Source organism: Salinicoccus jeotgali, assembly GCF_039538805.1.
In the GTDB taxonomy this organism is placed as follows: Bacteria; Bacillota; Bacilli; order Staphylococcales; family Salinicoccaceae; genus Salinicoccus; species Salinicoccus jeotgali.
On sequence record NZ_BAABCK010000011.1, the window covers coordinates 88,958 to 111,120 of the forward strand.

Annotated in this window: 22 protein-coding genes; 6 read left to right on the forward strand and 16 right to left on the reverse strand. The window is 46.6% G+C overall.

Going from position 1 to position 22,163, the window contains the following annotated elements; all coding sequences use genetic code 11:
- Window positions 1-26 precede the first annotated feature (26 nt).
- Together ABD734_RS01500 and ABD734_RS01505 are read left to right on the forward strand one after the other, a co-directional pair.
- Window positions 27-284 carry a hypothetical protein gene (locus ABD734_RS01500; RefSeq protein ID WP_425568270.1) on the forward strand — a complete coding sequence of 86 codons (258 nt, stop codon included), beginning with the start codon at window positions 27-29 and terminating at the stop codon, window positions 282-284.
- Between the two features lie 81 nt (window positions 285-365).
- A complete protein-coding gene (locus tag ABD734_RS01505; protein WP_344700851.1) occupies window positions 366-881 on the forward strand; it encodes a hypothetical protein in 516 nt (171 codons plus the stop codon).
- 82 nt (window positions 882-963) lie between these two features.
- Here the strand turns inward: ABD734_RS01505 and ABD734_RS01510 are convergent, their stop codons facing one another.
- A complete protein-coding gene (locus ABD734_RS01510) occupies window positions 964-2,067 on the reverse strand; it encodes an amidohydrolase (RefSeq protein ID WP_344700852.1) in 1,104 nt (367 codons plus the stop codon).
- A gap of 211 nt (window positions 2,068-2,278) precedes the next feature.
- Here ABD734_RS01510 and menC point away from each other — a divergent pair, with 211 nt between their 5' ends.
- On the forward strand, window positions 2,279-3,418 hold the full coding sequence (gene menC / locus ABD734_RS01515; RefSeq protein WP_344700853.1) for an o-succinylbenzoate synthase: 1,140 nt from the start codon (window positions 2,279-2,281) through the stop codon (window positions 3,416-3,418).
- Between the two features lie 101 nt (window positions 3,419-3,519).
- Here menC and ABD734_RS01520 read toward each other — a convergent pair whose 3' ends face one another.
- The 5 genes from ABD734_RS01520 to ABD734_RS01540 all read right to left on the reverse strand — a co-directional run bounded on the left by ABD734_RS01520 (window position 3,520) and on the right by ABD734_RS01540 (window position 7,856).
- On the reverse strand, window positions 3,520-4,377 hold the full coding sequence (locus ABD734_RS01520; protein ID WP_344700854.1) for a metallophosphoesterase: 858 nt from the start codon (window positions 4,375-4,377) through the stop codon (window positions 3,520-3,522).
- Window positions 4,378-4,487: 110 nt separating this feature from the next.
- Window positions 4,488-5,294: a phosphonate ABC transporter, permease protein PhnE gene (gene phnE / locus ABD734_RS01525; protein ID WP_344700855.1), complete on the reverse strand. Its 807-nt coding sequence runs from the start codon at window positions 5,292-5,294 to the stop codon at window positions 4,488-4,490.
- Window positions 5,291-6,091 carry a phosphonate ABC transporter, permease protein PhnE gene (gene phnE / locus ABD734_RS01530; protein WP_344700856.1) on the reverse strand — a complete coding sequence of 267 codons (801 nt, stop codon included), beginning with the start codon at window positions 6,089-6,091 and terminating at the stop codon, window positions 5,291-5,293. The genes phnE (ABD734_RS01525) and phnE (ABD734_RS01530) overlap by 4 nt, the downstream gene beginning before the upstream one ends.
- Window positions 6,072-6,866, reverse strand: coding sequence for a phosphonate ABC transporter ATP-binding protein (phnC, locus tag ABD734_RS01535; RefSeq protein ID WP_344700857.1), 795 nt, complete (start codon window positions 6,864-6,866; stop codon window positions 6,072-6,074). Before phnC ends, phnE (ABD734_RS01530) begins: the two co-directional genes overlap by 20 nt.
- Before the next feature lie 57 nt (window positions 6,867-6,923).
- Window positions 6,924-7,856, reverse strand: a complete 933-nt coding sequence (locus ABD734_RS01540) for a phosphate/phosphite/phosphonate ABC transporter substrate-binding protein (RefSeq protein WP_344700858.1) — start codon at window positions 7,854-7,856, stop codon at window positions 6,924-6,926.
- A 145-nt stretch (window positions 7,857-8,001) separates the two neighbouring features.
- Here ABD734_RS01540 and ABD734_RS01545 point away from each other — a divergent pair, with 145 nt between their 5' ends.
- Entirely contained in the window at window positions 8,002-8,943 is a 942-nt protein-coding gene (locus ABD734_RS01545) for an aldo/keto reductase (protein WP_344700859.1), read from the forward strand.
- Between the two features lie 109 nt (window positions 8,944-9,052).
- Here the strand turns inward: ABD734_RS01545 and ABD734_RS01550 are convergent, their stop codons facing one another.
- The 7 genes from ABD734_RS01550 to ABD734_RS01580 form a co-directional block, all read right to left on the reverse strand.
- Entirely contained in the window at window positions 9,053-10,036 is a 984-nt protein-coding gene (locus ABD734_RS01550; RefSeq protein WP_344700860.1) for a Gfo/Idh/MocA family protein, read from the reverse strand.
- Window positions 10,037-10,050: 14 nt separating this feature from the next.
- On the reverse strand, window positions 10,051-11,295 hold the full coding sequence (locus tag ABD734_RS01555; protein WP_344700861.1) for a hemolysin family protein: 1,245 nt from the start codon (window positions 11,293-11,295) through the stop codon (window positions 10,051-10,053).
- 158 nt (window positions 11,296-11,453) lie between these two features.
- Complete coding sequence (gene copZ / locus ABD734_RS01560) at window positions 11,454-11,660, reverse strand: copper chaperone CopZ (RefSeq protein WP_344700862.1); 207 nt, start codon at window positions 11,658-11,660, stop codon at window positions 11,454-11,456.
- Window positions 11,661-11,688: 28 nt separating this feature from the next.
- Window positions 11,689-14,073, reverse strand: a complete 2,385-nt coding sequence (locus tag ABD734_RS01565; protein ID WP_344700863.1) for a heavy metal translocating P-type ATPase — start codon at window positions 14,071-14,073, stop codon at window positions 11,689-11,691.
- A gap of 13 nt (window positions 14,074-14,086) precedes the next feature.
- Window positions 14,087-14,389, reverse strand: a complete 303-nt coding sequence (locus ABD734_RS01570) for a metal-sensing transcriptional repressor (RefSeq protein WP_344700864.1) — start codon at window positions 14,387-14,389, stop codon at window positions 14,087-14,089.
- 256 nt (window positions 14,390-14,645) lie between these two features.
- Window positions 14,646-14,795 (reverse strand): hypothetical protein, encoded by a 150-nt coding sequence (locus ABD734_RS01575; RefSeq protein WP_344700865.1) that lies wholly within the window; start codon window positions 14,793-14,795, stop codon window positions 14,646-14,648.
- An 11-nt stretch (window positions 14,796-14,806) separates the two neighbouring features.
- Window positions 14,807-14,950: a hypothetical protein gene (locus ABD734_RS01580; RefSeq protein WP_344700866.1), complete on the reverse strand. Its 144-nt coding sequence runs from the start codon at window positions 14,948-14,950 to the stop codon at window positions 14,807-14,809.
- 304 nt (window positions 14,951-15,254) lie between these two features.
- Here ABD734_RS01580 and ABD734_RS01585 point away from each other — a divergent pair, with 304 nt between their 5' ends.
- Entirely contained in the window at window positions 15,255-16,496 is a 1,242-nt protein-coding gene (locus ABD734_RS01585) for a LysM peptidoglycan-binding domain-containing protein (RefSeq protein ID WP_344700867.1), read from the forward strand.
- Window positions 16,497-16,616: 120 nt separating this feature from the next.
- Here the strand turns inward: ABD734_RS01585 and ABD734_RS01590 are convergent, their stop codons facing one another.
- From ABD734_RS01590 to glcT, 3 genes are all read right to left on the reverse strand, one after another.
- A complete protein-coding gene (locus ABD734_RS01590; RefSeq protein WP_344700868.1) occupies window positions 16,617-18,401 on the reverse strand; it encodes a S9 family peptidase in 1,785 nt (594 codons plus the stop codon).
- Between the two features lie 113 nt (window positions 18,402-18,514).
- Window positions 18,515-20,554: a glucose-specific PTS transporter subunit IIBC gene (gene ptsG / locus ABD734_RS01595; RefSeq protein WP_344700869.1), complete on the reverse strand. Its 2,040-nt coding sequence runs from the start codon at window positions 20,552-20,554 to the stop codon at window positions 18,515-18,517.
- Between the two features lie 123 nt (window positions 20,555-20,677).
- Window positions 20,678-21,511, reverse strand: a complete 834-nt coding sequence (gene glcT, locus ABD734_RS01600) for a glucose PTS transporter transcription antiterminator GlcT (protein ID WP_344700870.1) — start codon at window positions 21,509-21,511, stop codon at window positions 20,678-20,680.
- A gap of 173 nt (window positions 21,512-21,684) precedes the next feature.
- Here glcT and ABD734_RS01605 point away from each other — a divergent pair, with 173 nt between their 5' ends.
- Entirely contained in the window at window positions 21,685-22,005 is a 321-nt protein-coding gene (locus tag ABD734_RS01605; protein WP_344700871.1) for a winged helix-turn-helix transcriptional regulator, read from the forward strand.
- The last annotated feature ends 158 nt before the right edge of the window (window positions 22,006-22,163 follow it).

The window sequence follows — 22,163 nt, forward strand, 5'->3', positions numbered from 1 at the left end:
TATTATAAAAGTCTCAAAAAATGGGAGTGAATGCATTGCCTACACAAAAAAGTCCAGGTGTTTCAGCAGTACTCAGTGCTCTGATCAATGGCCTTGGACAAATCTACAACGGGCAGATTTTAAAAGGGGTCATCATCATGATCCTCCAGCTCATCAATGGTGCTCTTACAGTAATCCTGATCGGCTATCTGTTCCTGCCACTCGTATGGCTCTATGCAGTCATCGATGCATACCGCAGCGCCGAGAAGATAAACAAAAGAAATTTCCGTAAATATAATATGTAAAAAAAGCAGACCCCAGGTCTGCTTTTCGTTTCAATAGAACCTTTCCCCTATGGTATAATTTAAGAAAGGATGTGATTTCACATGGAATTGTTCGGACTTTTTGCAGGACTCGCCATCATCGGAATATTACTTGCGCTATTCCTGTTCCTCCTCGGCATCGTCAAATGGTTGTTGCAAGGTTATTTCCTCTACCGCATCGCTGAGAAGAAGAACTTGGATATCCCGTTACTCGCCTTTGTGCCTTTCGGGACATTCTACCTCGGTGGACAGATGTTCGATGGACATGTTCTGGACCGTGGAAAATTCGAGCCTAAGACGCTCGGTATCGTATTCGCCATCGCCGGAATCGTTCTATATATCATGGGACTCTCCATCGGCGATATCGCAGTCAGCTATGTGCTGATTGAGGCCATTGCTTTCCTTGGGGTATTTACGGCATATACGAAAAATATCGGCACTGCAGCACTGCTTGCACTGTTGAACTTTGTAACCGCCGGTATCGCAGCTATAGTCATACTCTTCCTCTACAACCGGAAACTTGAAGAAGAAGCGTTCGGCATCGTGGATGAAGATGATGAAGAATACCGCAGCGTATAAGTAAGTGTAAACACCTCCAGGGCAGCTGTCCTGGAGGTGTTTTATTTTATTTTTTCAATTAACCAGCAGAGAGGTTCCAACATTATTCGGCGTTGATGATCGCTTTATGCAATATCTCCATTCCGTTCTTCAGTGCAGAATGCTCGAAAGTCATATGCGGGTGATGAAGGCCCGGTTTGAGATCGCAGCCCAGCCCGAGCATGGCACCTTTAAGTTCCGGAAGCTTCACTGTATAGTAATGGAAGTCGTCTCCGCCACTCGTGATGATCGGCTCTAGACACTTCTCTTCACCCAACGTCTCTACAATCGATCTGCGCAACACATCAATTGCATCCTGATGGCTCTCACTGGCAACGATGCCCGAGTAATCGACATCTTCTATCTTTACAGAATAGAAATCTTCGATGGTTTTCAGCACATCATATACGCGTTCCTTCAATTTCGCCATCTGCTCATTCGTCTGAGCCCGCATATCGATGCCGCATTCTGCATTACCGGGTATGATATTCAATGATCTCCCACCCGCAAGGAATTTCGTCATCTTGACTGAAGATGGAATGACCGGATTGATATGGATCTTCGACAGCATATTGACGATATCGGCACCGATTTCTATGGCATTATGGTTGAGGTGGGGCCGCGCACCGTGGGCATCATCGCCCGTGATGCGGAACTCGAGGGAAGATGCTGCACCGTGTTCGATGCTGCATGCTGCATAACCGTCACGCGCTTCCTCCACTGGCCGCAGATGGATGCCGAAAAAGTAATCCAGGTCATCTATAACACCTTCATCTACCACCGCCAAGGCTCCTGTGCCGACTTCCTCTGCTGGTTGAAAGATGAAACGCACCCCTTTCGATTCAAGGGCCGGGTCATCCTTGATCTTCAGCATGGTGCCGATCACCATCGCCATATGGGCATCATGCCCGCATGAATGATTCGCCTGCTTTACACCGTCAACTTCCTGATAGAGGGCATCGATATCAGCGCGCACACCGATGATGTGGCCTTTATCGAAATTTCCCATATCACAATAGAGTCCGGTCGTATTCTTGAACCGGACAGGCGTGAATCCTTCTGCTTCCAACAGGTTATATATGTATTCCGTCGTTTCTGTTTCTTCATAGCTGATTTCGGGATGCGCATGCAGATGCTGGAAGGCCTTCATCATCTTTTCTTCTATCATAACTAAAACTCCTTTATGTATATCATTGAATGTCAATGTAATCTTCACTATAATATATTATTAATTGCTGGAAAATTCAAATTTCCACCACTCTACAGTTACATGAGTGGTCTACATAGCTTTCAGCATAAAAATGGCGTGTCCCCCGCATTATCTATATAATTACACTTAGTGCGATGGAAGGGATTCAATCTATAGGAGGAATAGTTTAATGAAGATTAAAGAAATCAAGTTGCATCAGTTGCTGATGGGATTGAAACACCCCTTCACGACAAGCTTCGGCACGCAGCAGGAGCGTTTCATCACGATTGTTGAAGCGATTGATGATGAGGGGCGTTCAGGATTTGGTGAATGTGTATCAGGAGAGGATCCACTCTACTCGGAAGAGTTCATGGACGCTTCACTCATTGCTATGAAAAAGTACTTTGCACCGCTCGTCATCCAAAATGAAATTGCACACCCTGATGAAGTTTGGGAGTTGTTCAAGCCATTCAAGCGGAATAATATGGCCAAATCGGCGATTGAGGGCGCTGTCTGGGACCTTTATGCAAAGCAGGAAGGCATAACTTTATCTGAAGCCATCGGTGGAAAAAAGAAAGAAGTGGAAGTCGGCATTTCTCTAGGCCTGGAAGACACTGACGAAGGTCTCCTTGAAAAAATACAGGAAAAAGTCGAAGAAGGCTATAAACGCATCAAGGTCAAAATAAAACCAGGACGCGACGTTGAGATGATACGGAAGATAAGGGAGCAGTTTGGTGACATCCCACTTATGGTGGATGCCAACTCCGCTTATACCCTCAATGATATGGACACTTTGAAGGCGCTCGATGCATTCGACCTCATGATGATCGAACAGCCTCTCGCTGCTGGCGACCTCATCGATCACGCCAAGCTTCAAAAGGAAATCAGTACCCCTGTCTGTCTGGATGAAAGCATCGACTCCTATGAGGCCGCCGCTGGGGCCATAGAACTTGGCAGCTGTCGGATCATCAACGTCAAAGTTGGGCGTGTCGGCGGAATTACACAGTCCAAAAAGATTCATGACCTTGCCCTGGAACATGACATTCCACTGTGGTGTGGCGGCATGCTTGAAGCAGGTGTCGGACGTCTTCACAACATCGCCATCACGACATTGGCGAACTTCACGCTGCCAGGCGATACCGCTTCCTCCAGCAGATATTGGCACGAAGACATCATCACGCCAGAAGTTTCAGCCAAGGATGGCATCGTCTCAGTCAGTCAGGAACCTGGTATAGGGGCGGTGGTCGATTTCGGTAAAATGGAACAATACCTACAAAAGACGGAAGTGGTTACAACGGAAGATGCCGTCGATATGATCTTCTACGACTGATGTCACACATAGAAGGCCGCCCGGTGCATAATGCTGCACTGGGCGGCCTTTATCGTTTCGGTGACATTCATGCGGATGCGACGATGACACTAGCCAGCAGATTACCTATTCATGCCATCCCGCTCCCCCTTGAGTTCCATCACTACGATTTCTGGATGGTTGAAGACCCGGAACGGGAAACGGCTATTGCCGAGACCCCGGCTGACGACCATATGCGTCCCATCCTTCTCATGTACCCCTTCCGTATATTTCGGCAACACTCCCTGGTGGGGGGCGTATAGTCCTTTGACTACCGGAAGACGGATCTGCCCACCGTGGGCATGACCGGTAAACACCAGGTCAATTGCATGTCTGCCATATAAATCAAGCAGCTCAGGACGATGCGATAGCACGATGGTGAATGGGTCGGATTCATTATTGAGCCTCTGCCTCAAGTCTGCCTCAAAGAAATCAGAGAGCTCGTGCTCTTCCTCATTTCCATAGAACCAAAGATCTTCCATGCCGATCAGCCGGATGTAATCGTTCCCGATATAGAGCCTCTCACTCCCCTTGCTGATGTTTCTTACTTGTGACATTCCAATGGCCTGCTCCAACCTGTCAAAATGCACATAATGCGCCTCATGGTTGCCCGTGACGTAGTAGACGGGCAGAATATCGGTCAGTTCATGCAGTAGATGGACAGCGCGCTTAAGGTTCGGTGTACGCCTGTCGATCACATCTCCAGTCACGAATATGACGTCTCCATCTGCCGCTCTGACCTTATCAAGGAGTGCCTTGGAACGCCTCCCGAAATACGCATTATGGAAATCTGATACTTGGACGATTTTATAGCCATCAAATGCTTCAGGCACCCTCTCCGACTCATGCACATAGTGTGTCGTCACGATTTTTTTATCTTCTTTATATAGGAAGCGGGCCAATGCAATGGAGAACCCAAGTATAATTTGTGAAAGTTTCATATTGATTACCTCGATTTTATTTTAATTATAAGGTATATCGGCATCTCTTGAAATAATAACATGACTCGAATGACAAAAATAAGAAGCTTCTCCGTAATCGGAGAAGCTTCTTATACTAAACGCTTCCTTATCGAACTGGATACGATGTCGATTAGACTTACAAATACTACTACCACTACCAGAATCATACCGACATCTTCCCAATTGCGCTGATATGTCGCCAGAATGAGCGGCGCCCCGATACCGCCTGCACCTACTATTCCAAGAACCGTTGAGGCGCGCACATCGATTTCGAACCTGTAGAGCGCATACGATACGAACTCAGGCAGCACTTGTGGCAATATGCCGAACCACATGGACTGGACACGATTACCGCCACTTGCCTTTATCGCATCCACATTCTCCCTATCGATCGACTCGATGACTTCTGCATACAGTTTGCCGAGCATGCCGATGGAATTGATGCTGATCGCAAGAACACCCGCATAAGGTCCGATGCCTACGGCTGCCACAAAGATAATCGCGAAGATCAATTCAGGTATAGCGCGTATCGCATTCAACAGCGCCTTTCCTATGTAGGAAAAACGTCCGCCGACATTACGGGCAGCAAGGAAACCGACAGGTATCGCAAGTATGGCTGCCACCATGATACCCGCATAGGCGATGGCAATGGTTTCAAACATATATCCGATATATTCTGGATACTGCCCATAACGTTCCGACTCCACAAGAGGTGCAATGAATAGCCGCCTCAAGGTATCCAACGTGGATACAGAAGAACTGTTGACGTCAAAAGGCGTTGATATGAGGGCTATGATATAGATGATCAGCAGCAGGGACAGGACGGCATACATATACATGCGCTTTTTTTTGCCGAAAGTTTCCTTCATTCTGATTTTCTCTTTATTTTTCATCATTCAAGACGCTCCCTTAACCTGTTGCTGATAAAGTCTATCAGGGATATTGTAATGAACAGGACGAAGATGATTGCCGCAACATTTTCGTAGTTGAACATGCTGAGCTGCTGCCTCAGGATGATGCCGATGCCACCGGCCCCTACGAAACCGAGGACGACGGATGCTTTAACATTGATCTCAAGCGAATACAGCGTGTATGACGCATACTGCGGCAGAATCTGTGGGATGACGCCATAGCGTATGACCTGCAGTGTATTCCCACCGGTTGCACGTATCGCTTCCATTGGACCAGGGTCGACTGCTTCAATCGTTTCACTGAGCAGTTTGCCGATGATTCCGACGGTCAAGACAGTCAATGCAAGGATACCGGAAACATCACCGATCCCCACCAGCGCCACAAACAAGACGGCCAAGATGATCTCAGGCACTGTCCTCAATATGTTGAAGAAGAAGCGGACGATCCGGTAGAACGTATTATTGCGGTTGATGTTCGCGGCTGCCATAAAGCTGACCGGCATCGCAAGCACTGCCCCGAAAGTGGTGCCGAACAAGGCGATGTTCCATGTTTCGAGCAATGGCTCCAACACGCTTGTAAAATATTCCCAGCTAGGTGGCCACAAATCATTGACCACAAACAGGAATATGATCGGGAATCCTTCTATCACCCGTGTCGGGTATGATTGCGTCAAGTAGGCCGCTCCCACATACAGCATCAGAACAAGCAGGATTATACCCAGGATGAAGAATTTGAACCGCCTTGGCATCAAAACAATCCGTTCAATCCTTTGCTGTTTCATCCGTCTCCTCCTCATTGCCGATCAGATCATCCTCTTTGATCGGACGACCATATATTTCTTCGAATGTCTGCTCATCGACTTCTGAGATTGGGCCATCAAAAACCAGTTCCCCATCGCGCAGGCCAATTATACGGTCAGCATACTCCATCGCCATATCGATGAAGTGCAGGTTGACGATAGTGGTCAATCCATCTTCTCGGCTTACACGCCGCAGATCCTTCATGACCTTATGGGATGTTGGTGGATCAAGACTCGCCACCGGCTCATCGGCCAGGATGATCGATGGCTGCTGCGTCAAAGCCCGTGCGATGCTTACACGCTGCTGTTGGCCACCACTCAGGTTGCTTGCTCTGACGTAGGCTTTCTCATCAATGCCAACGCGTTTAAGATTATCCATCGCAAGACGCATGTCGCTTTGTGGAAAGAGTCCGAAAATACTCCTCAATGTTCCGATATGGCCCAGTCTGCCCGCAAGGACATTCCTCAGTACGCTCATTCTCTTGACGATGTTGTAGCTTTGAAAGATCATGCCAATTCCAGTCCGTAGCTTCCTCAACTGCGGTTCTTTGAACTTCAATATATTTTCTCCACCGATGATCAACTCTCCCGAAGTCGGGGTGACCATACGGTTGATGCTTCGAATGAGGGTGGACTTGCCGGCCCCGGACATGCCGACGATTACAACGAATTCACCTTCCGGGATATTCAGGTTGATATTCTTAAGCCCTTCATGGCCGTTGGGATAGACCAGGGAAACGTCTTTGAACTCTATCAATGGAGTCACCATCCTATATAAATTGCACTCAAAAAAAGGGGCTTAGCCCCTTGCTTATTATTCGTTCAGCTGATCTTCGAATTCTGCATAGACTTCACGCACGATATCATAGTCTTCTGAACTTGCTTCTGCAACGCCATCCCACTCATAGATTTCGTACATCGTTTCCAAGACTTCCTCATTGTCGTTCATGCTAAGGAATGCCTCGGTCACTTTTTTCTTCATCTCGTCCGGCAGTTCAGAGCGCACAGAAATCGTATCGTTTGGGATATCCTCTGTGTGGCCGATGATTTTCACCTTATCCATGACATCAGGCAGATCTTCTTCCACCGTCGTACGGGCATCGTCGAATGTCGTCGCGAAATCGGCTTGGCCATCATAAACTTGAGTGATTGCGTTATCGTGCCCCCCTACAGATAATTGATCGAAATGGTTCTCCAGATCATCAACACCCTTATCCTTCAACTGCATGGCCGGGAACAGATAACCTGAAGTCGATAATGTATCTGGGAATGCCCATACAAGATCTTCTGTAGCCACCAGATCATCGATATCTTCAATATCGGAATCGGCGTTCACCACATATTGTGCTGCATATGATTCAGAACCATTTCGGATGGATTTCAATATGACTTCTACGTCCGCCCGCTCTTCGGCCTGCACAAAACTGAATGGTGCGAGGAAACCGATATCAACTTGCTGTGTACGCATCGCTTCTATCAATCCACTGTAATCTACCATCACTTCGGCCTTTACTTCGATTCCGAGCTCTTCACTCAGGAATTCTTCCAACGGCTCCGCGGTAGTCGCGATATTTCCAGCATCACTTGAAGGAATGAAGCCCATGGAGAGTGTCTCCACTTCCCCTTCCTGACCTTCCCCGTCTTTTTCTGCTGTATCTTCTGCCCCATCACTGCCACATGCTGCGACGATGACTGCCAATGCCACAAGCGAGAATAGGAAAAACAAACGTCTGAATACAGAATTCATCTGATGCTACCCCCTGAAATTATGTATATTTAGCGGAAATGAAAATCTTCCTCCTACTCCTAGAATATTCAAACCGAATTTCAAAGTCAATAAGATTCACGATACTTCAAATAGATTGTGATAAAATGGTGGCGAGGTGATTAATTTGGATAAAATAAAACTAGGTGGTTCAGACCTTGAAGCATCAAAGATAGTACTTGGCTGCATGCGTATTGCAGATATGACGGATGACGCTTTGCACCGTCACATCAGTACAGCGATGGAGGCCGGCATCAATATCTTCGACCATGCAGATATATATGGTGGCGGCGAATGTGAACGCAAATTCGGCAAAGCACTGAAATCAGGCATAAAAAGAGAAGACATCCTCATTCAGAGCAAGTGCGCCATCCGCAATTCCAGCTCGGAAGGTGACAAGTCAGGCGAATATTATGATTTATCAAAATCCCATATACTGGATTCCGTCGACGGCATACTGGAGCGTCTGGACACTGAATATCTCGATCTCCTCATGCTCCATCGTCCCGATGCACTCATGGAGCCTGAAGAGATTGCTGAGGCCTTTGATCGTCTGCATGAGAGCGGCAAAGTCAGACATTTTGGTTTGAGCAACTTCAATGCCCGCCAGTTCGACTTCGTTCAAAAATATGTCGATCAGAAACTGATTACCAACCAGATTCAATTCGGTGTCGCTGCACCGCACATGATCAACAGCAACATGCAGACGAATACACCATTTGAAGGCGCCGCCGATCGCGACGGCGGCATGCTGGATTACGCCCGCCTGAACGATGTGACCATCCAGGCCTGGTCTCCATTCCACTACGGATATTTTGATGGCATCATCATGGACGACCCTAAGTATAAAATACTCAATGAAGTCATGGAACAAATCGGGGATGCACATGGAGTGACGAAGAATGCGATTGCAGTTGCATGGATTCTGAGACATCCGGCAAACATGCAGACAATCATCGGCACCACGAATACCGATAGGCTCTCACAAATCATGAAAGCACCTGATGTATCACTTTCCCGTGAAGAATGGTATCAGATCTACAAAGCAGCTGGCCATGTGCTGCCGTAGTAATCACATGTCAGTTGGATAACTCCCTAAATAAAACGGCCTGCAAATCTTGGTTTTCAAGATTTGCAGGCCGTTTTATTTGTGGTGAGGCTGGTGGTTATCCCTCAGGCTACTTTTCATCCGCAGGATACTGTATATCAGCACTGCTTCTTGCCGCTTCGAATGCTTCCATCACATTCATGGAATGCTCAAGCAATTCAGTAGCAGCCCCCCGGTCTTCCGATGAGAGCATATCCCTGAAGCTTTCAAGTTCCGCCACCATATTATTGTCATTTTGTCCCAGGTCAATATGCTCCTTGCCTTCGTCGGTGACTACATCCACAGAATCCATGATATTTGCAGAACCATTGACCCGAATATAGCCCTTGTTCCCTTGCAGCAGCACACTATTATCCGTTGTCGTGTCCTTCGAGCCGATGCATGACGCGACACAGCCATCATACTTGAGTACACAGACACCCGAAGTGTCGGCTCCGTTATCATGTTTATTTGGCAAGTAGACTATTTCATCCGGTCGGCCAAGCAACCGGATGACGAAATGAAGATTATATATATTGAGATCGGCAAGCGCACCGCCTGAAAATTCCAAGTTGAAGACATTGGTCACCTGACCATGCTTCAACTGCTCATAGCGGCTCGAGTACTGCGAGTAGTTGGCCTGGATGATTCTGATGTCCCCTATCCGCTTCATATTCTCCTGAACTGCTTTAAAGTGTGGCAGATGAATGCCTGTTACCGCTTCAAACAGGAAAACATCCTGCGCTCCGGCCAGGTCAATCAGCTCCTTCAATTCCGCAGCTGTCGATGTGAATGGTTTTTCACATATGACATGCTTGCCCGCTTCAATGGCTTTTTTGGCATATGCATGATGTAGACTGTTCGGCGAGGCGATATAGACAGTATCATGCGCCTCGTCCTTGAGCATGGCATCCATATCCGTGAACCTGCTCCCGATATCATGCTTCTGTCCAAATGCCTCGGCCGTTTCCAGCCGGCGTGAATAGACGGCTGTAGCCTCCACACCTTCCACTTGACAGACTGCATCAAGAAAACGGTCTACGATGAAACCCGTCCCGATCGTAGCGATCTTCATATCATTTCCCTCCATCATTCTTCTTCATTCTCATCTGTTTTGACAATATGGACTTTACGGATCATCTGATCTTCCATGACTAGCACTTCAAATTTCAATCCTATCTGCTCAAGGACATCGCCTTCGACCGGAAAGTCATTGAATTCCTTCAACAGAAACCCTGAAAGGGTGTCTTCATCTTCCGGTATCTCCGTATCAAAAATGGAGTTGAGGCGGTGTAGTGTAATCTTACCGTCGCAGACGATCTCCTCATCGGAAAGCTTTTCGACGAGTGCATCGTTGCGCAGATCCGTTTCATCTTCGATTTCAAAACCGAGCATCGCTTCGATGATGTCTTCATGTGTGAGTATCCCTTCCGTGCCGCCGAACTCATCAATGACGACGGCCATATGCCGCCTTTCCTTAGTCATTTTTCTGAGTACATATTCAACGGGTTGGAATTCATGCACGGTCAATGGATCATTATCACAGTAATCCAACAAGGTCTTTGAAGGTTCCACCGACCACTGGAGAAGATATTTGGAATGGAAGACGCCGATTATATCATCCATATCTTCATCATAGATCGGATAGCGGGTGAACATATGCTCGATGACGAAATCCCTGACCTCTTCAAATGATGCAGTGGCGGAAATGGCTTCCATTTCCGTCCGGGGGGTAGTCAGGACATCCTTGACGTTAAGGTGTCTGAAATCAAGCACCCCTTTGATCCGGTAGGATTCATCTTTTGCAAGCATGCCTTCCGAATCCGCAATGTCCACGATTGCACGCAGTTCATCTTTCGACACGGTGGCTGCGCCCTTCAATTCGCCCTTTGACAGCAGTCTCGCAATGGTGTCAGTCAACCAGTTCAACACTACTGTAACTGGCTTCAATATCAGCACGAAGAACATGATGATAGGCGCCACACGCATTGCAATCGGTTCCGGGAACGTTGCCGCCACCGATTTGGGTATGACTTCGGCAAAGACGATGATGGCAATGGTCAAAGCTGCCGAAGCGATCGCTATACTGATGCCGTATTCAAGCGCCAATGTGGTTACCAGAGTAGGCAGCAAGATATTTGCTATATTGTTGCCGATGAGTATCGTGGTGATGAATACGCCTGGCCTTGAAACCAATCTGAGCAGACGCTCCGCCTTCGCGTCGCCCTTTTTCGCCATCGATTGAAGTTTCATTTTGTTGACTGCCGTCAAGGCCGTTTCACTGCCCGAGAAAAACAGTGAAGTAAACAGCAGTATAATGATCGCAACGATCATTCATTTTCCTCCTCATATATATAAAACCTAGAAATGTCTTAATTATCTATTTTAAATTTATTTTCACCATTTTACCACTCATAAGTGGAAATGTTTAATATCTCGATTCATTTTGGGCAAAAAAAAGCCTGCTCCGAATGCCGGAACAGGCTATCCCATTACTTCACATCATATCCTTGATCTTCAATTGCTTCAACCATTGAGGACTCTGTCACTTTCTGGTCGTCATATTCAACATCTACTTTATCTGCGTCCAGGTCCACATTCGCTGAAGTGATGCCATCAAGTTCGTTGAGGGCACCTTCTACTGCACTTTTACAGTGCCCACATGTCATACCTTCAACCTTTATCGTTTTTTGAGCCATTATGAATCTCCTCCCATATATCTTCATTTTATATCTTTACCCGTTTCAACCTCAAGGAATTCGTCACGACACTTACGGAACTGAAGGCCATGGCGGCACCTGCCACCCATGGTGCAAGCAGACCCAGCGCTGCTATTGGTATGCCTGCACTATTATAGGCGAAAGCCCAAAAGAGATTCTGTTTAATGTTGCGAATTGTTTTGTGACTCAATCTCACTGCTTTAGGGATGAGTGTCAATTCTCCACCCAATATAGTGATGTCCGCCGCTTCTATCGCCACTTCCGTACCTGTACCGATGGCGATTCCAATATCCGCTGTGGCCAGAGCCGGTGCATCATTGATGCCGTCACCAACCATCGCTACCGTCCTGCCTGCTTCCTGGAAGCGTTTGACCTGTTCTGCTTTTTCCTCTGGCAGAACTTCTGCAATGACCTGGTCGATTCCGACCGATCTGCCTATTGCTTCCGCCGTGCGGGTATTATCCCCGGTAAGCATGACGACTTCAAGCCCGTCTTCCTGCAGCTGGCGTATTGCTTCTGCAGCACTTTCTTTAACAGTATCCATAACCGCTACGATACCTTTGATATCACCATCGACTGCTACAATCATTGCTGTCTTGCCGTCATATTCGTACTGGGTCATTTCCTCTGTGATGGTATCATTGGCAATGCCATTGTCAGCCATGAGTTTACGTGTGCCGACGAGCACTTTCCTCCCCTCTACCGATGCCTCGATGCCGTGGCCCGGTATGGCAGTGAAATCGTCCACTTCCGGAATATCAAGCCCCCGCTCTGTTGCGTGTGCAACTATTGCTTCAGCCAATGGATGCTCTGAGCCTTTTTCAGCTGCAGCAAGCAACCCGAGCACTTCATCATTACCGGAAAAGTCGGTGACTTCTGGTTTGCCTTTTGTGATGGTTCCGGTCTTATCCATGATGATGACGTCCAATGAATGGGTCTTTTCAAGGTGCTCCCCACCTTTAAAGAGAATACCATTCTCTGCTCCTTTGCCGGTTCCGACCATGATGGAAGTTGGTGTGGCAAGACCCAGAGCGCATGGACAGGCGATGACCAGAACCGCTATCGATGCAATCAATGCCGGCTCAAAATTGCCTGGCTGGACAAGAATGTACCAGACAAGGAACGTAAGGATAGCAATCCCGACAACTATGGGCACAAAATATCCTGAAATGACATCCGCCATCCTCTGGATCGGTGCCTTCTTGCCCTGTGCCTCCTCGACCACTTTGACGATGGAAGCGAGAGCCGTATCCCTACCTACTCGTGTCGCTTCAAATTCAATCGTACCGTTCACATTCAATGTGGAGCCCACAACCCCATTCTCAACTTCCTTCTCGATTGGAATGGACTCACCGGTGATCATCGATTCATCAACTGAAGTCCGGCCTTTGACAACTTGTCCATCAACCGGTATCTTCTCACCCGGTTTGACGATAAGGCGATCTCCAACCACGACATCCTCAATCGGGATCATCGTTTCCTTACCTTCTTTTATCACACGTGCCTGCTTTGCCTGCATATCAAGCAACTTGGAAATGGCAGTGGTCGTCCTGGATTTGGCATTGTGCTCAAGATACTTACCGAAAAGGATCAATGTAATGATCAGGACACTTGTTTCGAAATAAAGGTGCGGACTATGAGTCGGATCCGTTGCCCAGACTCCTGTCTCATACACACTATAGAAATAGGCGGCGCTGGTGCCCATTGCCACAAGGACATCCATATTTGCGCTTCCACTCTTGAGATTCTTGTACGCTCCTTCATAGAACTGCCACCCTATGATAAATTGTACCGGAGTCGCAATCGCCAGCTGGAACCATGGATTCATCAGCAAACTTGGCAACTGGATACCAAACAGATGGTCCAACATTGTTATAAGCAGTGGAACAGAAAGCAATGCAGAGATGATCAATTTGATCCTCAGCCGGTTCAGCTGCCTATCCTTCGCATCCACCTTATCTTCTGCACTCCGTTTCGGCTCTGCACCATAGCCGAGTTTCTCGACACGGCCAATCAGATCTTTTTCGCTCAGCACATTCGGGTTATACTCGATGACCGCATTCTCCGTCGCCAGATTGACTGTCGCCGAGCCGACTCCATCCTGCTTATTGAGCACTTTTTCGATTCGGCTGGAACAAGCCGCACATGTCATACCCGTTATATCGAATTCAGCATGTTCCATTTCAACTCCATAGCCAAGATTCTCAATTTTACTGGTGAGGTCACCAACATCAACAAGTTCCCCGTCAAATTTAATGCTTGCCTTTTCCGTAGTCAGGTTGACGGAGGCATAGACATTGTCCATCTTATTCAGAACCTTTTCTATGCGGTTCGAACAGGCGGCACATGTCATGCCTGTTACGTTCAATTCGACATGTTTCTCATTATTCAACGTCTGTCACCCCCTATTTTGAAAATTGTTTAAGGACAGTCATCAATTCTTTGATTGATTCCTCTCCCTCTCCTTTGTTGATCGCATCTGTCACGCAATGGTTCATATGACGTTCCGTCACTGAATATCCAACATTTTTAAGCGCTGACTGGATGGCACTGATCTGGACCAATATGTCGACACAGTACCGATCTTCCTCGACCATCTTCTGGATACCGCGCACTTGTCCTTCAATCCGCTTGAGGCGGTTAAGCGTCTTCGTCTTTTCTTCGTCCGTCCTTGGAACGACGGTGTAGTCATGCATATGTTCACCCATAGTGATCACGTCCTATTCATTATAGTTAAATTATACCCCATATAGGTATTAAAGTCAATTTTAAAAAGCCAGGTCATAAAGGCCTGGCTATTTCTTTCGTCATAAATAGATGACATCTTCTTGGTCTTGCGATTCATACTATATATTACCTTTCTTACAAAAGCCTTCAAATTGTATTGTATACACTCAAGCTAGTTTTTCATTTTGTGTATGCATATGATGATTAAAAAATGAATCCAGACATTTTCTGCTGGATTCATTTCCCATTCCCTTGTTGCCTGAACATCAGATAGTTCGTCACCGCAAAGAACAATCCTGCGCCGATGCCGATCGGCCAATTGTCAAAACCGATGCCGATCAGCAATAAAAATAAAATCCCTGTACTTACCGCAACCGCAATATGCATAATTTCACCCTCTACAGCATGCTGAATACTTTTCCAATGAGACGTAGGATGAGACCGAGTGATTCCAAAAACATATCGAACAAGAAAGTGTACCAGTACTCGTTCTTCTGTAGTGGATACTGCGGCCCGTCCTGTCTTCCCTTGTTTCGTGCCATGGCCCTCCCCCCTTTTTAAACAATACCCGAATCGAGATGGCCTAATAACTTTTTTTGTTGTCTCCACTATCATATGGACCAATATATAGATATTACATTATATTTCAAGTTTTTCTTTCTAGTTACATATCTATGACATTTAACAATAAAGCTACAATTCATGATAGACTTTCTACTTGTGAATCGTCATGAATCTTTAACCGTTCCATCTTGGATATATTTCAATGATACATATAAATACACCTCAATTAAGAAACAGTTTTAGTCGTGGACGAAAAAAATTTCAAGGAGAGTTTATCTTATCATGAAAAAAACATTGCTATCAATTGCGACAGTTACTACACTCACAGGAGTTGCATCACATAATGTTTCGGCCGCGGACTACACCGTTGAGAGCGGCGATACACTGTGGGGACTTGCTAACGAAAACGGCACTTCCGTATCAAATCTAAAAGAGATGAACAACCTTTCCAGTGACCTGATCGTCCCTGGCGAAGTTCTTGAAGTGGATGAGGAAAAGGAAGAAACCCACGTTAAAGAAGAGAATCAAGGCATATATACAATTAAAAGTGGAGACACGCTTTATAAAATCGGCCAGAAATTCAATGTCGATTATAAACAGATCAAGACATGGAACAACTTGTCTTCTGATATGATCTATGCAGGCAAAACGCTGATTGTTTCTGCAGACGCCGTTCCAGCTGAACAAAAAGCACCTGTTGTGGCAGAAGCAGCAACACAAAATAATTCAGCGGACACACAGGCTCAGGCTGACACAACCAATCAACAAGCCGACTCAGAGAAAACTGAAGCCCAGCAATCAAACCAAAATAATGAAACCGAAGCACCTGCTGTTGTTGAACAAAGCCAGGACAATACCGAAGTTCAGGCAACTCAGTCAGATAATGCAAACCAACAGGTTGAGCCGAAGCAAGCCGCAACCCAGCCTGCAAATCAAAATAATGAGCAAGAATCATCTAATGTTGCCCAAACTTCAAATCAGAATAGAACAGAAGATGTTCAACAATCTGCTAATGAAAACAACCAAAATGTAAATCAATCATCTCAAGAAACGCCTGCAGTAGTTGAAAATACTAGCAATAATGAAGTTGCGACTCAGAACGTAAATTCACAAGAAACAACTCAAGTCCAAGCTCCGGCTCCACAGGCCCCAGCACCTTCAGTTGCGTCCGGTTCATACGGCAGCAACTACTATATGACTGGAGACTGCACATGGTATGTCTTCGAAAGACGTAAAGAAATGGGCGCATCTGTCAGCAATTCATGGGGCGATGCAAAAAATTGGGCGAGTGCTGCACGTAGCGAAGGCCTACAGGTCAACAACACTCCGTCCGTAGGGGCAATCATGCAATCTGCTGCTTTCCAAAACGGCTCGTATTCCTTTGGCCACGTGGCTGTTGTAGAAGCGGTGAACGCTGATGGCTCAATCGTGGTTTCAGAAATGAACTGGTCCGGCGGCGTTGGAAATAAAACAACCAGAACCGTCAGTGCAAGCAATGTTGCGAGCCATAACTTTATCCATTAATTAGGAACACCCCGTAGTCAGGTCAATGACCTCACTACGGGGTGTTTTTTGTTTTATTAATTTAAATGCACACTTTCTTATCTAGCTAAAAATATTTTCCCTGTCGTAGAAAAGCAAATCTCATTGATGCGACTCCAAAAATCGCAACATCGTTTTATAGACCTTTATTTCGTTGGCTTTTTTAGAAAAACCATGACCTTCATCATCTAGGACGAGGTATTCGACGTCCCTCCCTGCATCACGCAGCTTTTCTACAATCTGATCGGACTCCTCTTTAACGACGCGCGGGTCCTTAGCCCCTTGAATGACAAGCATTGGACGTGACATCGTATCGAGGTAAGTGATCGGTGAATCTCTTTCGAATCGTTCCTTATCCTGCTCGGGATCTCCTATCCAACGCTTCATGATCGGTTTCCAGTGCTCCGGCACTGAGTTATAGAACGTAAACAGGTTGGACACTCCGAATATATCGACTACAGCCTTAAAATACTCAGGATGCCTGCCATGAAGCAGAAGCGCCATATAACCTCCGTAGCTGCCACCGACAAGGAAGAGTGTGTCGGGTGAAGAAACTCCATTATCAAACAACCATTTGATTGCTTCTATATTGTCCAGCCGGGGCCCTTCTCCCCAGTCCTGTTCGACGTATGTTACGAACGAGGCACCATAACCGGTGCTGCCCCTGAAGTTGGGACAGAATATGTTATATCCCCTGTTAAGCAGCATCTGGAACATCGCACGATAAGATTTGCGTTCTGCTGCCTGAGGTCCTCCATGGGGCCAAAATATCGTATAACCGTTATGGTTTCCTCCCTTCGCCCGAAATAGCAGCGCTTCTATTTCGAGGCCGTCGAAAGATTCGTAAAAGATGCTTTCAGGTTCTACCATATCTCTTGCGGTGACCCCCGGCACACGGTTTTTTGTCAGCGCACTCCATTTTTCCTTATTATATTTCCAGATGTTGAAAGGTTCTGTGGCGCTGCCTCCAAGGGCGTATAGTGTACCGTCCTTTGTGACGGCGAGTTGACGCACGACATCAAAAGGCACTTTGATTTCATCTGACATATCATGGTTCAGATCGTAGTAATAAAGCCAGTCTGAAACCCCTCGCTCTGTATTGATGTACAGCATGTTGTGGTGCCTGTCGAACTGCAGGCCTGATACGGATTCATTGCCGAAGTCCATCACTTTCGAAAATACTTTATCCGTTAAATTATATTTGGCCAGATAAGTGTATTCACTGCCGTAGTTGGTAGCAAACCATACTTCGTCATCCTTCACGAATGTCATCCCACTGACGGTTTGTACAACGGTTTCATCAGGCGTAATATAATCGATGCCCGCCGGTGTTTTGATGAAGCCGAGCATATACGTATTGGACAGCACCTGAAGATAGGCACTGTTGGTCTCATCATCTGATATATCTACAAGATAGGTGGGGGCACCCTCCCCTTCGTGCAAGATCCGGGTCTCTCCATTTTTCAGATCATATACCTCTGTATTCAAGTAATTCTCATTTCCTTTGGAAGTTCCGTAGTATATCCTATCGCCGTCTCTCGATGTCTTTGAGAAAAAGAATTTTTCATCCGGTTCACCAGTGACCAGCGGCTTAGGCAGACCGCCCTTTGGACTTAGCGCATAGATTTGAAAGTTCTCATCTCCATCATTATCGTATCCAGCCAGAACATAGCGGTTCTTTGGATCGAACTTGATGAAACTGACCGCTTCATCCTTTTTTCCGAAAAGATAGGGATATGTATCCGGCTGATCCATGGCCCAGATATTCACTTTACCATCGATGTTCGTACTGAAAAGCACCCTCTCTCCATCGGGACTCACCGTAAAATTATTGATGTTGTAGGAAGAAAAGAATTGTTCTACTGCCGGTTTTGGAAATGAAATCATGCTCTGCACCCCTTTTTCTGAAAATTTTATCTCTTCAATTGTAAACGATATCAATGTGGCTGACAATTCCAGACAATAAAAAAAGGGGACGGCATGAGCCGTCCCCCATATTGTTATTTGACGTTGATAATGACATCTTCATTGGTTACTGGACCGAGCTCTCTCGCTGCGATTTCAACGCCTGCTGGTCCTGTGATTATGATCGGAGTGATGTCACTCTTTGCGTGTTCCCTTATATACTCGAGATCCACTTCCATAAGCACATCACCTTTTTTGATTTCGTCTCCAGTCTTCACTTTGAGGTCAAAACCTTCACCTTTTAGATTCACGGTATCAAGGCCGAAATGGACAAGCAGTTCAAGTCCGCCCGCGTTCTTGAGTCCAAGTGCATGTTTGGTAGGGAAGTCCGTCACTACTTCACCATCGAATGGTGCACGGACGATACCGTCTGTTGGCTTGACTGCGATACCATCACCCATCATCTTCTCACTGAACACCTGATCCGGAACTTCAGATAGTTCAACTGCTTCACCTTCTATTGGAGAATAGATATCTTTATCATTATCCTGCATCATTTCCTCGCCGGCTGCCGCTTCCACTTCTTCCGCTGTGGAATCCGTGACGGTCGTTTCGGCCGGGGAAGTGATTTCTCCGGCGATGATGCGCTGCATGTCATTCCTGATCTGATCGGATTTAGGTCCGAAGATTGCCTGCATGTTATTGCCGACCTTCATCACGCCTGAGGCTCCGAGTGACTTGAGTTTACTTTCATCTACCGCAGCCGTATCGGACACTTCTACACGCAGTCGCGTGATGCAGGCGTCGAGATGTTTGATATTCTCTTCGCCACCCATTGCTGTCAGCACACTGAATGGCAGTTCCTGCGCTGTGGAAGTTGTGACTTCTGCACTATCGTCTTCGCGTCCTGGTGTCTTAAAGTTGAGTGCTTGAATCAGGACTCTGAACACTGTGTAATAGATGACAGCGTAAACCAGTCCCACAACGATCACCCACCACCATTCTGTACGGTTCTGAAGGATGCCGAACAGGAAGAAGTCGATGAAGCCGCCTGAGAATGTATATCCGAGATGCAAATCAAGCATGAACAGTATAAGGAAGCTGAGTCCATCCAATACTGCATGGATGACATACAATAATGGTGCTACAAAAAGGAATGAGAATTCCAGTGGTTCTGTAATTCCTGTCAAGAAACTTGTAAGCGCTGCTGAAATCATGATACCTGCAACATATTTCTTACGCTCCGGACGCGCTGTGTGATACATCGCCAGAGCTGCAGCAGGCAGACCGAACATCATGACTGGGAATTCACCCTGCATGAAGTTGCCGGCCGTCAATTCCACGCCATCGCGCAGTTGGGCGAAGAAGATGTTCAAGTCACCGCGCACAATGTCCCCGGCCACGTTCGTGTACGTACCAAATTCAAACCAGAACGGTGCGTGGAATATGTGGTGCAGTCCGAATGGAATGAGGAGCCGCTTGATCATACCAAATGCAAACACGCCTATGGCAGTGTTTTCCTCCATCAACCAAAGGGATACCGAGTTCATGCCTTCTTGGATAGGTGGCCAGACGATGAACATCAACAGCCCTATCAGGAAGGAGAATACTGCGGTGACAATCGGCACAAAACGTTTGCCGGCAAAGAAGCCAAGGAAATCCGGCAGATTGATGTTGTAGTATCTGTTGTAGGCCCATGCGGCAATCACACCGATGATGATACCACCGAACACCCCAGTCTGTATGGTCGGGATGCCGAGCACGTCTGCGTATGCTGGATTTTCGGCTGCCATTTCAGGCGTGACCTGGGCAATCTGACCCATCGTCACGTTCATTATCATGTAGCCGACAAAAGCTGCAACAGCTGCGACGCCGTCACCTTTCGCAAGTCCGACTGCTACACCAAGTGCAAATAGTAATGCCAGGTTATCAAAAACAACGCCACCCGCTGCCTGCAGCATGTTGGATAGGGCAACGATCCATCCCGCTTCCAAAAATGGCAGCAGGTCGACCATCGCTTCAGTCTGCATAGCGGCACCGATTCCGAGCATCAACCCGGCGGCCGGTAGAATCGCGACCGGTAGCATCAAGGCTTTACCGATACGCTGAAGCTGTCCAAATAGTTTTTTGAACATAATGTCCTCCTTTTTGAATATGTTTATTTGTAAGGTGAAGAATCAGCAGAAAAAAGGCATAAGTTTACAAAGCATGGTTGAATAAACCATCCCTTGTAGACTCATGCCCTTACGGTAACACGTCTATTTGGAATAATGATTGAAATGTTGTATATGCATGGTAAGATAAACGACTTCAGAATCATAGACTTTCCGCTGCAATTTATTCTGTATCATCTTCACGATTTTTACAGCTATATTATAGCACGTTGGGTATTCAGTTTTCAACAATGAGTCAAAATGATCTTGGGAGGGTACACTCTCACCATTCATTACACGCTGCACACAAAAGCTGATATGTCTTACAAAACGGTCATATTGGATAGATGACTGATCGATTTCAGTGCGCAGTCCCTGTTCTATGATGACGATTGCCTGATGGACGACCTCGGACAGAAGGTTCATGTCCCTGAGTGAGCGGTTATAAAGAGATGAGTGAACATGAAGGGCAATGAACCCAGTCTCCGCTTCTGGTAGCCTGATGCCATACTTTTTATCAAACATATCGACAACCGCTTCAGCGATATGGTATTCCTTCGGATAGAGCGCTTTCGTTTCGTTGACGAACGGATTGGTGATATCAATCCCTTCTTCAAGCCGTTTCATCGCGAAAAGCAGATGGTCCGTCAAGGAAAGCAGTATGCGGTTGTTGATGGTCATCGTTGTCATATCATCAATCAATTCGATTGCTTCAAGCGTTGATTGGAACAGTTTTTCATCTGCCATCGTCAGCAGTGTCTGATAGCGACTTGTATCCTGCTGCCCTTCTAGTTTATATATCTTATCCGCATCTTCGATATCAAGCGCATCACCCATTTTTTTGCCAAAGCCGATACCTCTGCCGATCAACACGACCTCTTCGAACTCATCTCTGCCGATCACCACATTATTATTCAGTGCTTTTTCTACAGTTACCATAAGTCACCTACCCACTTTCTCTTCTACACTCCAATATATAGAAGGCATTCATCAAGTGCAAGGACACATCCAATCATTATAATGCGCTTATGCATTGTTTATATTCAAGTACGGTTCGTTTAGTTGTGATGCACGCCCAAAAAGAGTTATACTGGCTCTCAAGGAGTGATGATATGGATTATTCGATCTGTCCAAAGTTTGAAAGCGCCATGGGTATTCTCGGTCAGAGATGGACAGGACTCATCATCTACCAGCTGCTCGAAGGGCCGAAGCGTTTCTGCCACCTCGAGTCTTCCATCGGTGTCAGTGGGCGTGTCCTCTCGGAACGTCTCAAGACGCTTGAGAAAGAGGGTCTGGTCAAAAGAGAAGTCTACCCGGAAACCCCGGTGCGGATAGAATATATCCTTACAGAAAAAGGATATGCAATGGAGCCCTTCATGGATGAATTGCAGAAATGGGCCGAAAACTGGTTGGCAACGCCCCAGAAGGTATAATCATTTCAATATAAATAAGCCGCTTATGCTGATTGGCATAAGCGGCTTTTCTATGGCCACAATCCGAATATCGGAGTAAAAACCATACCACAGGAAATACAATGGGTGAGGAAAATACAACATGAAGTCTTTTCTTGTAATGTTCGCTGCTGCGCTTT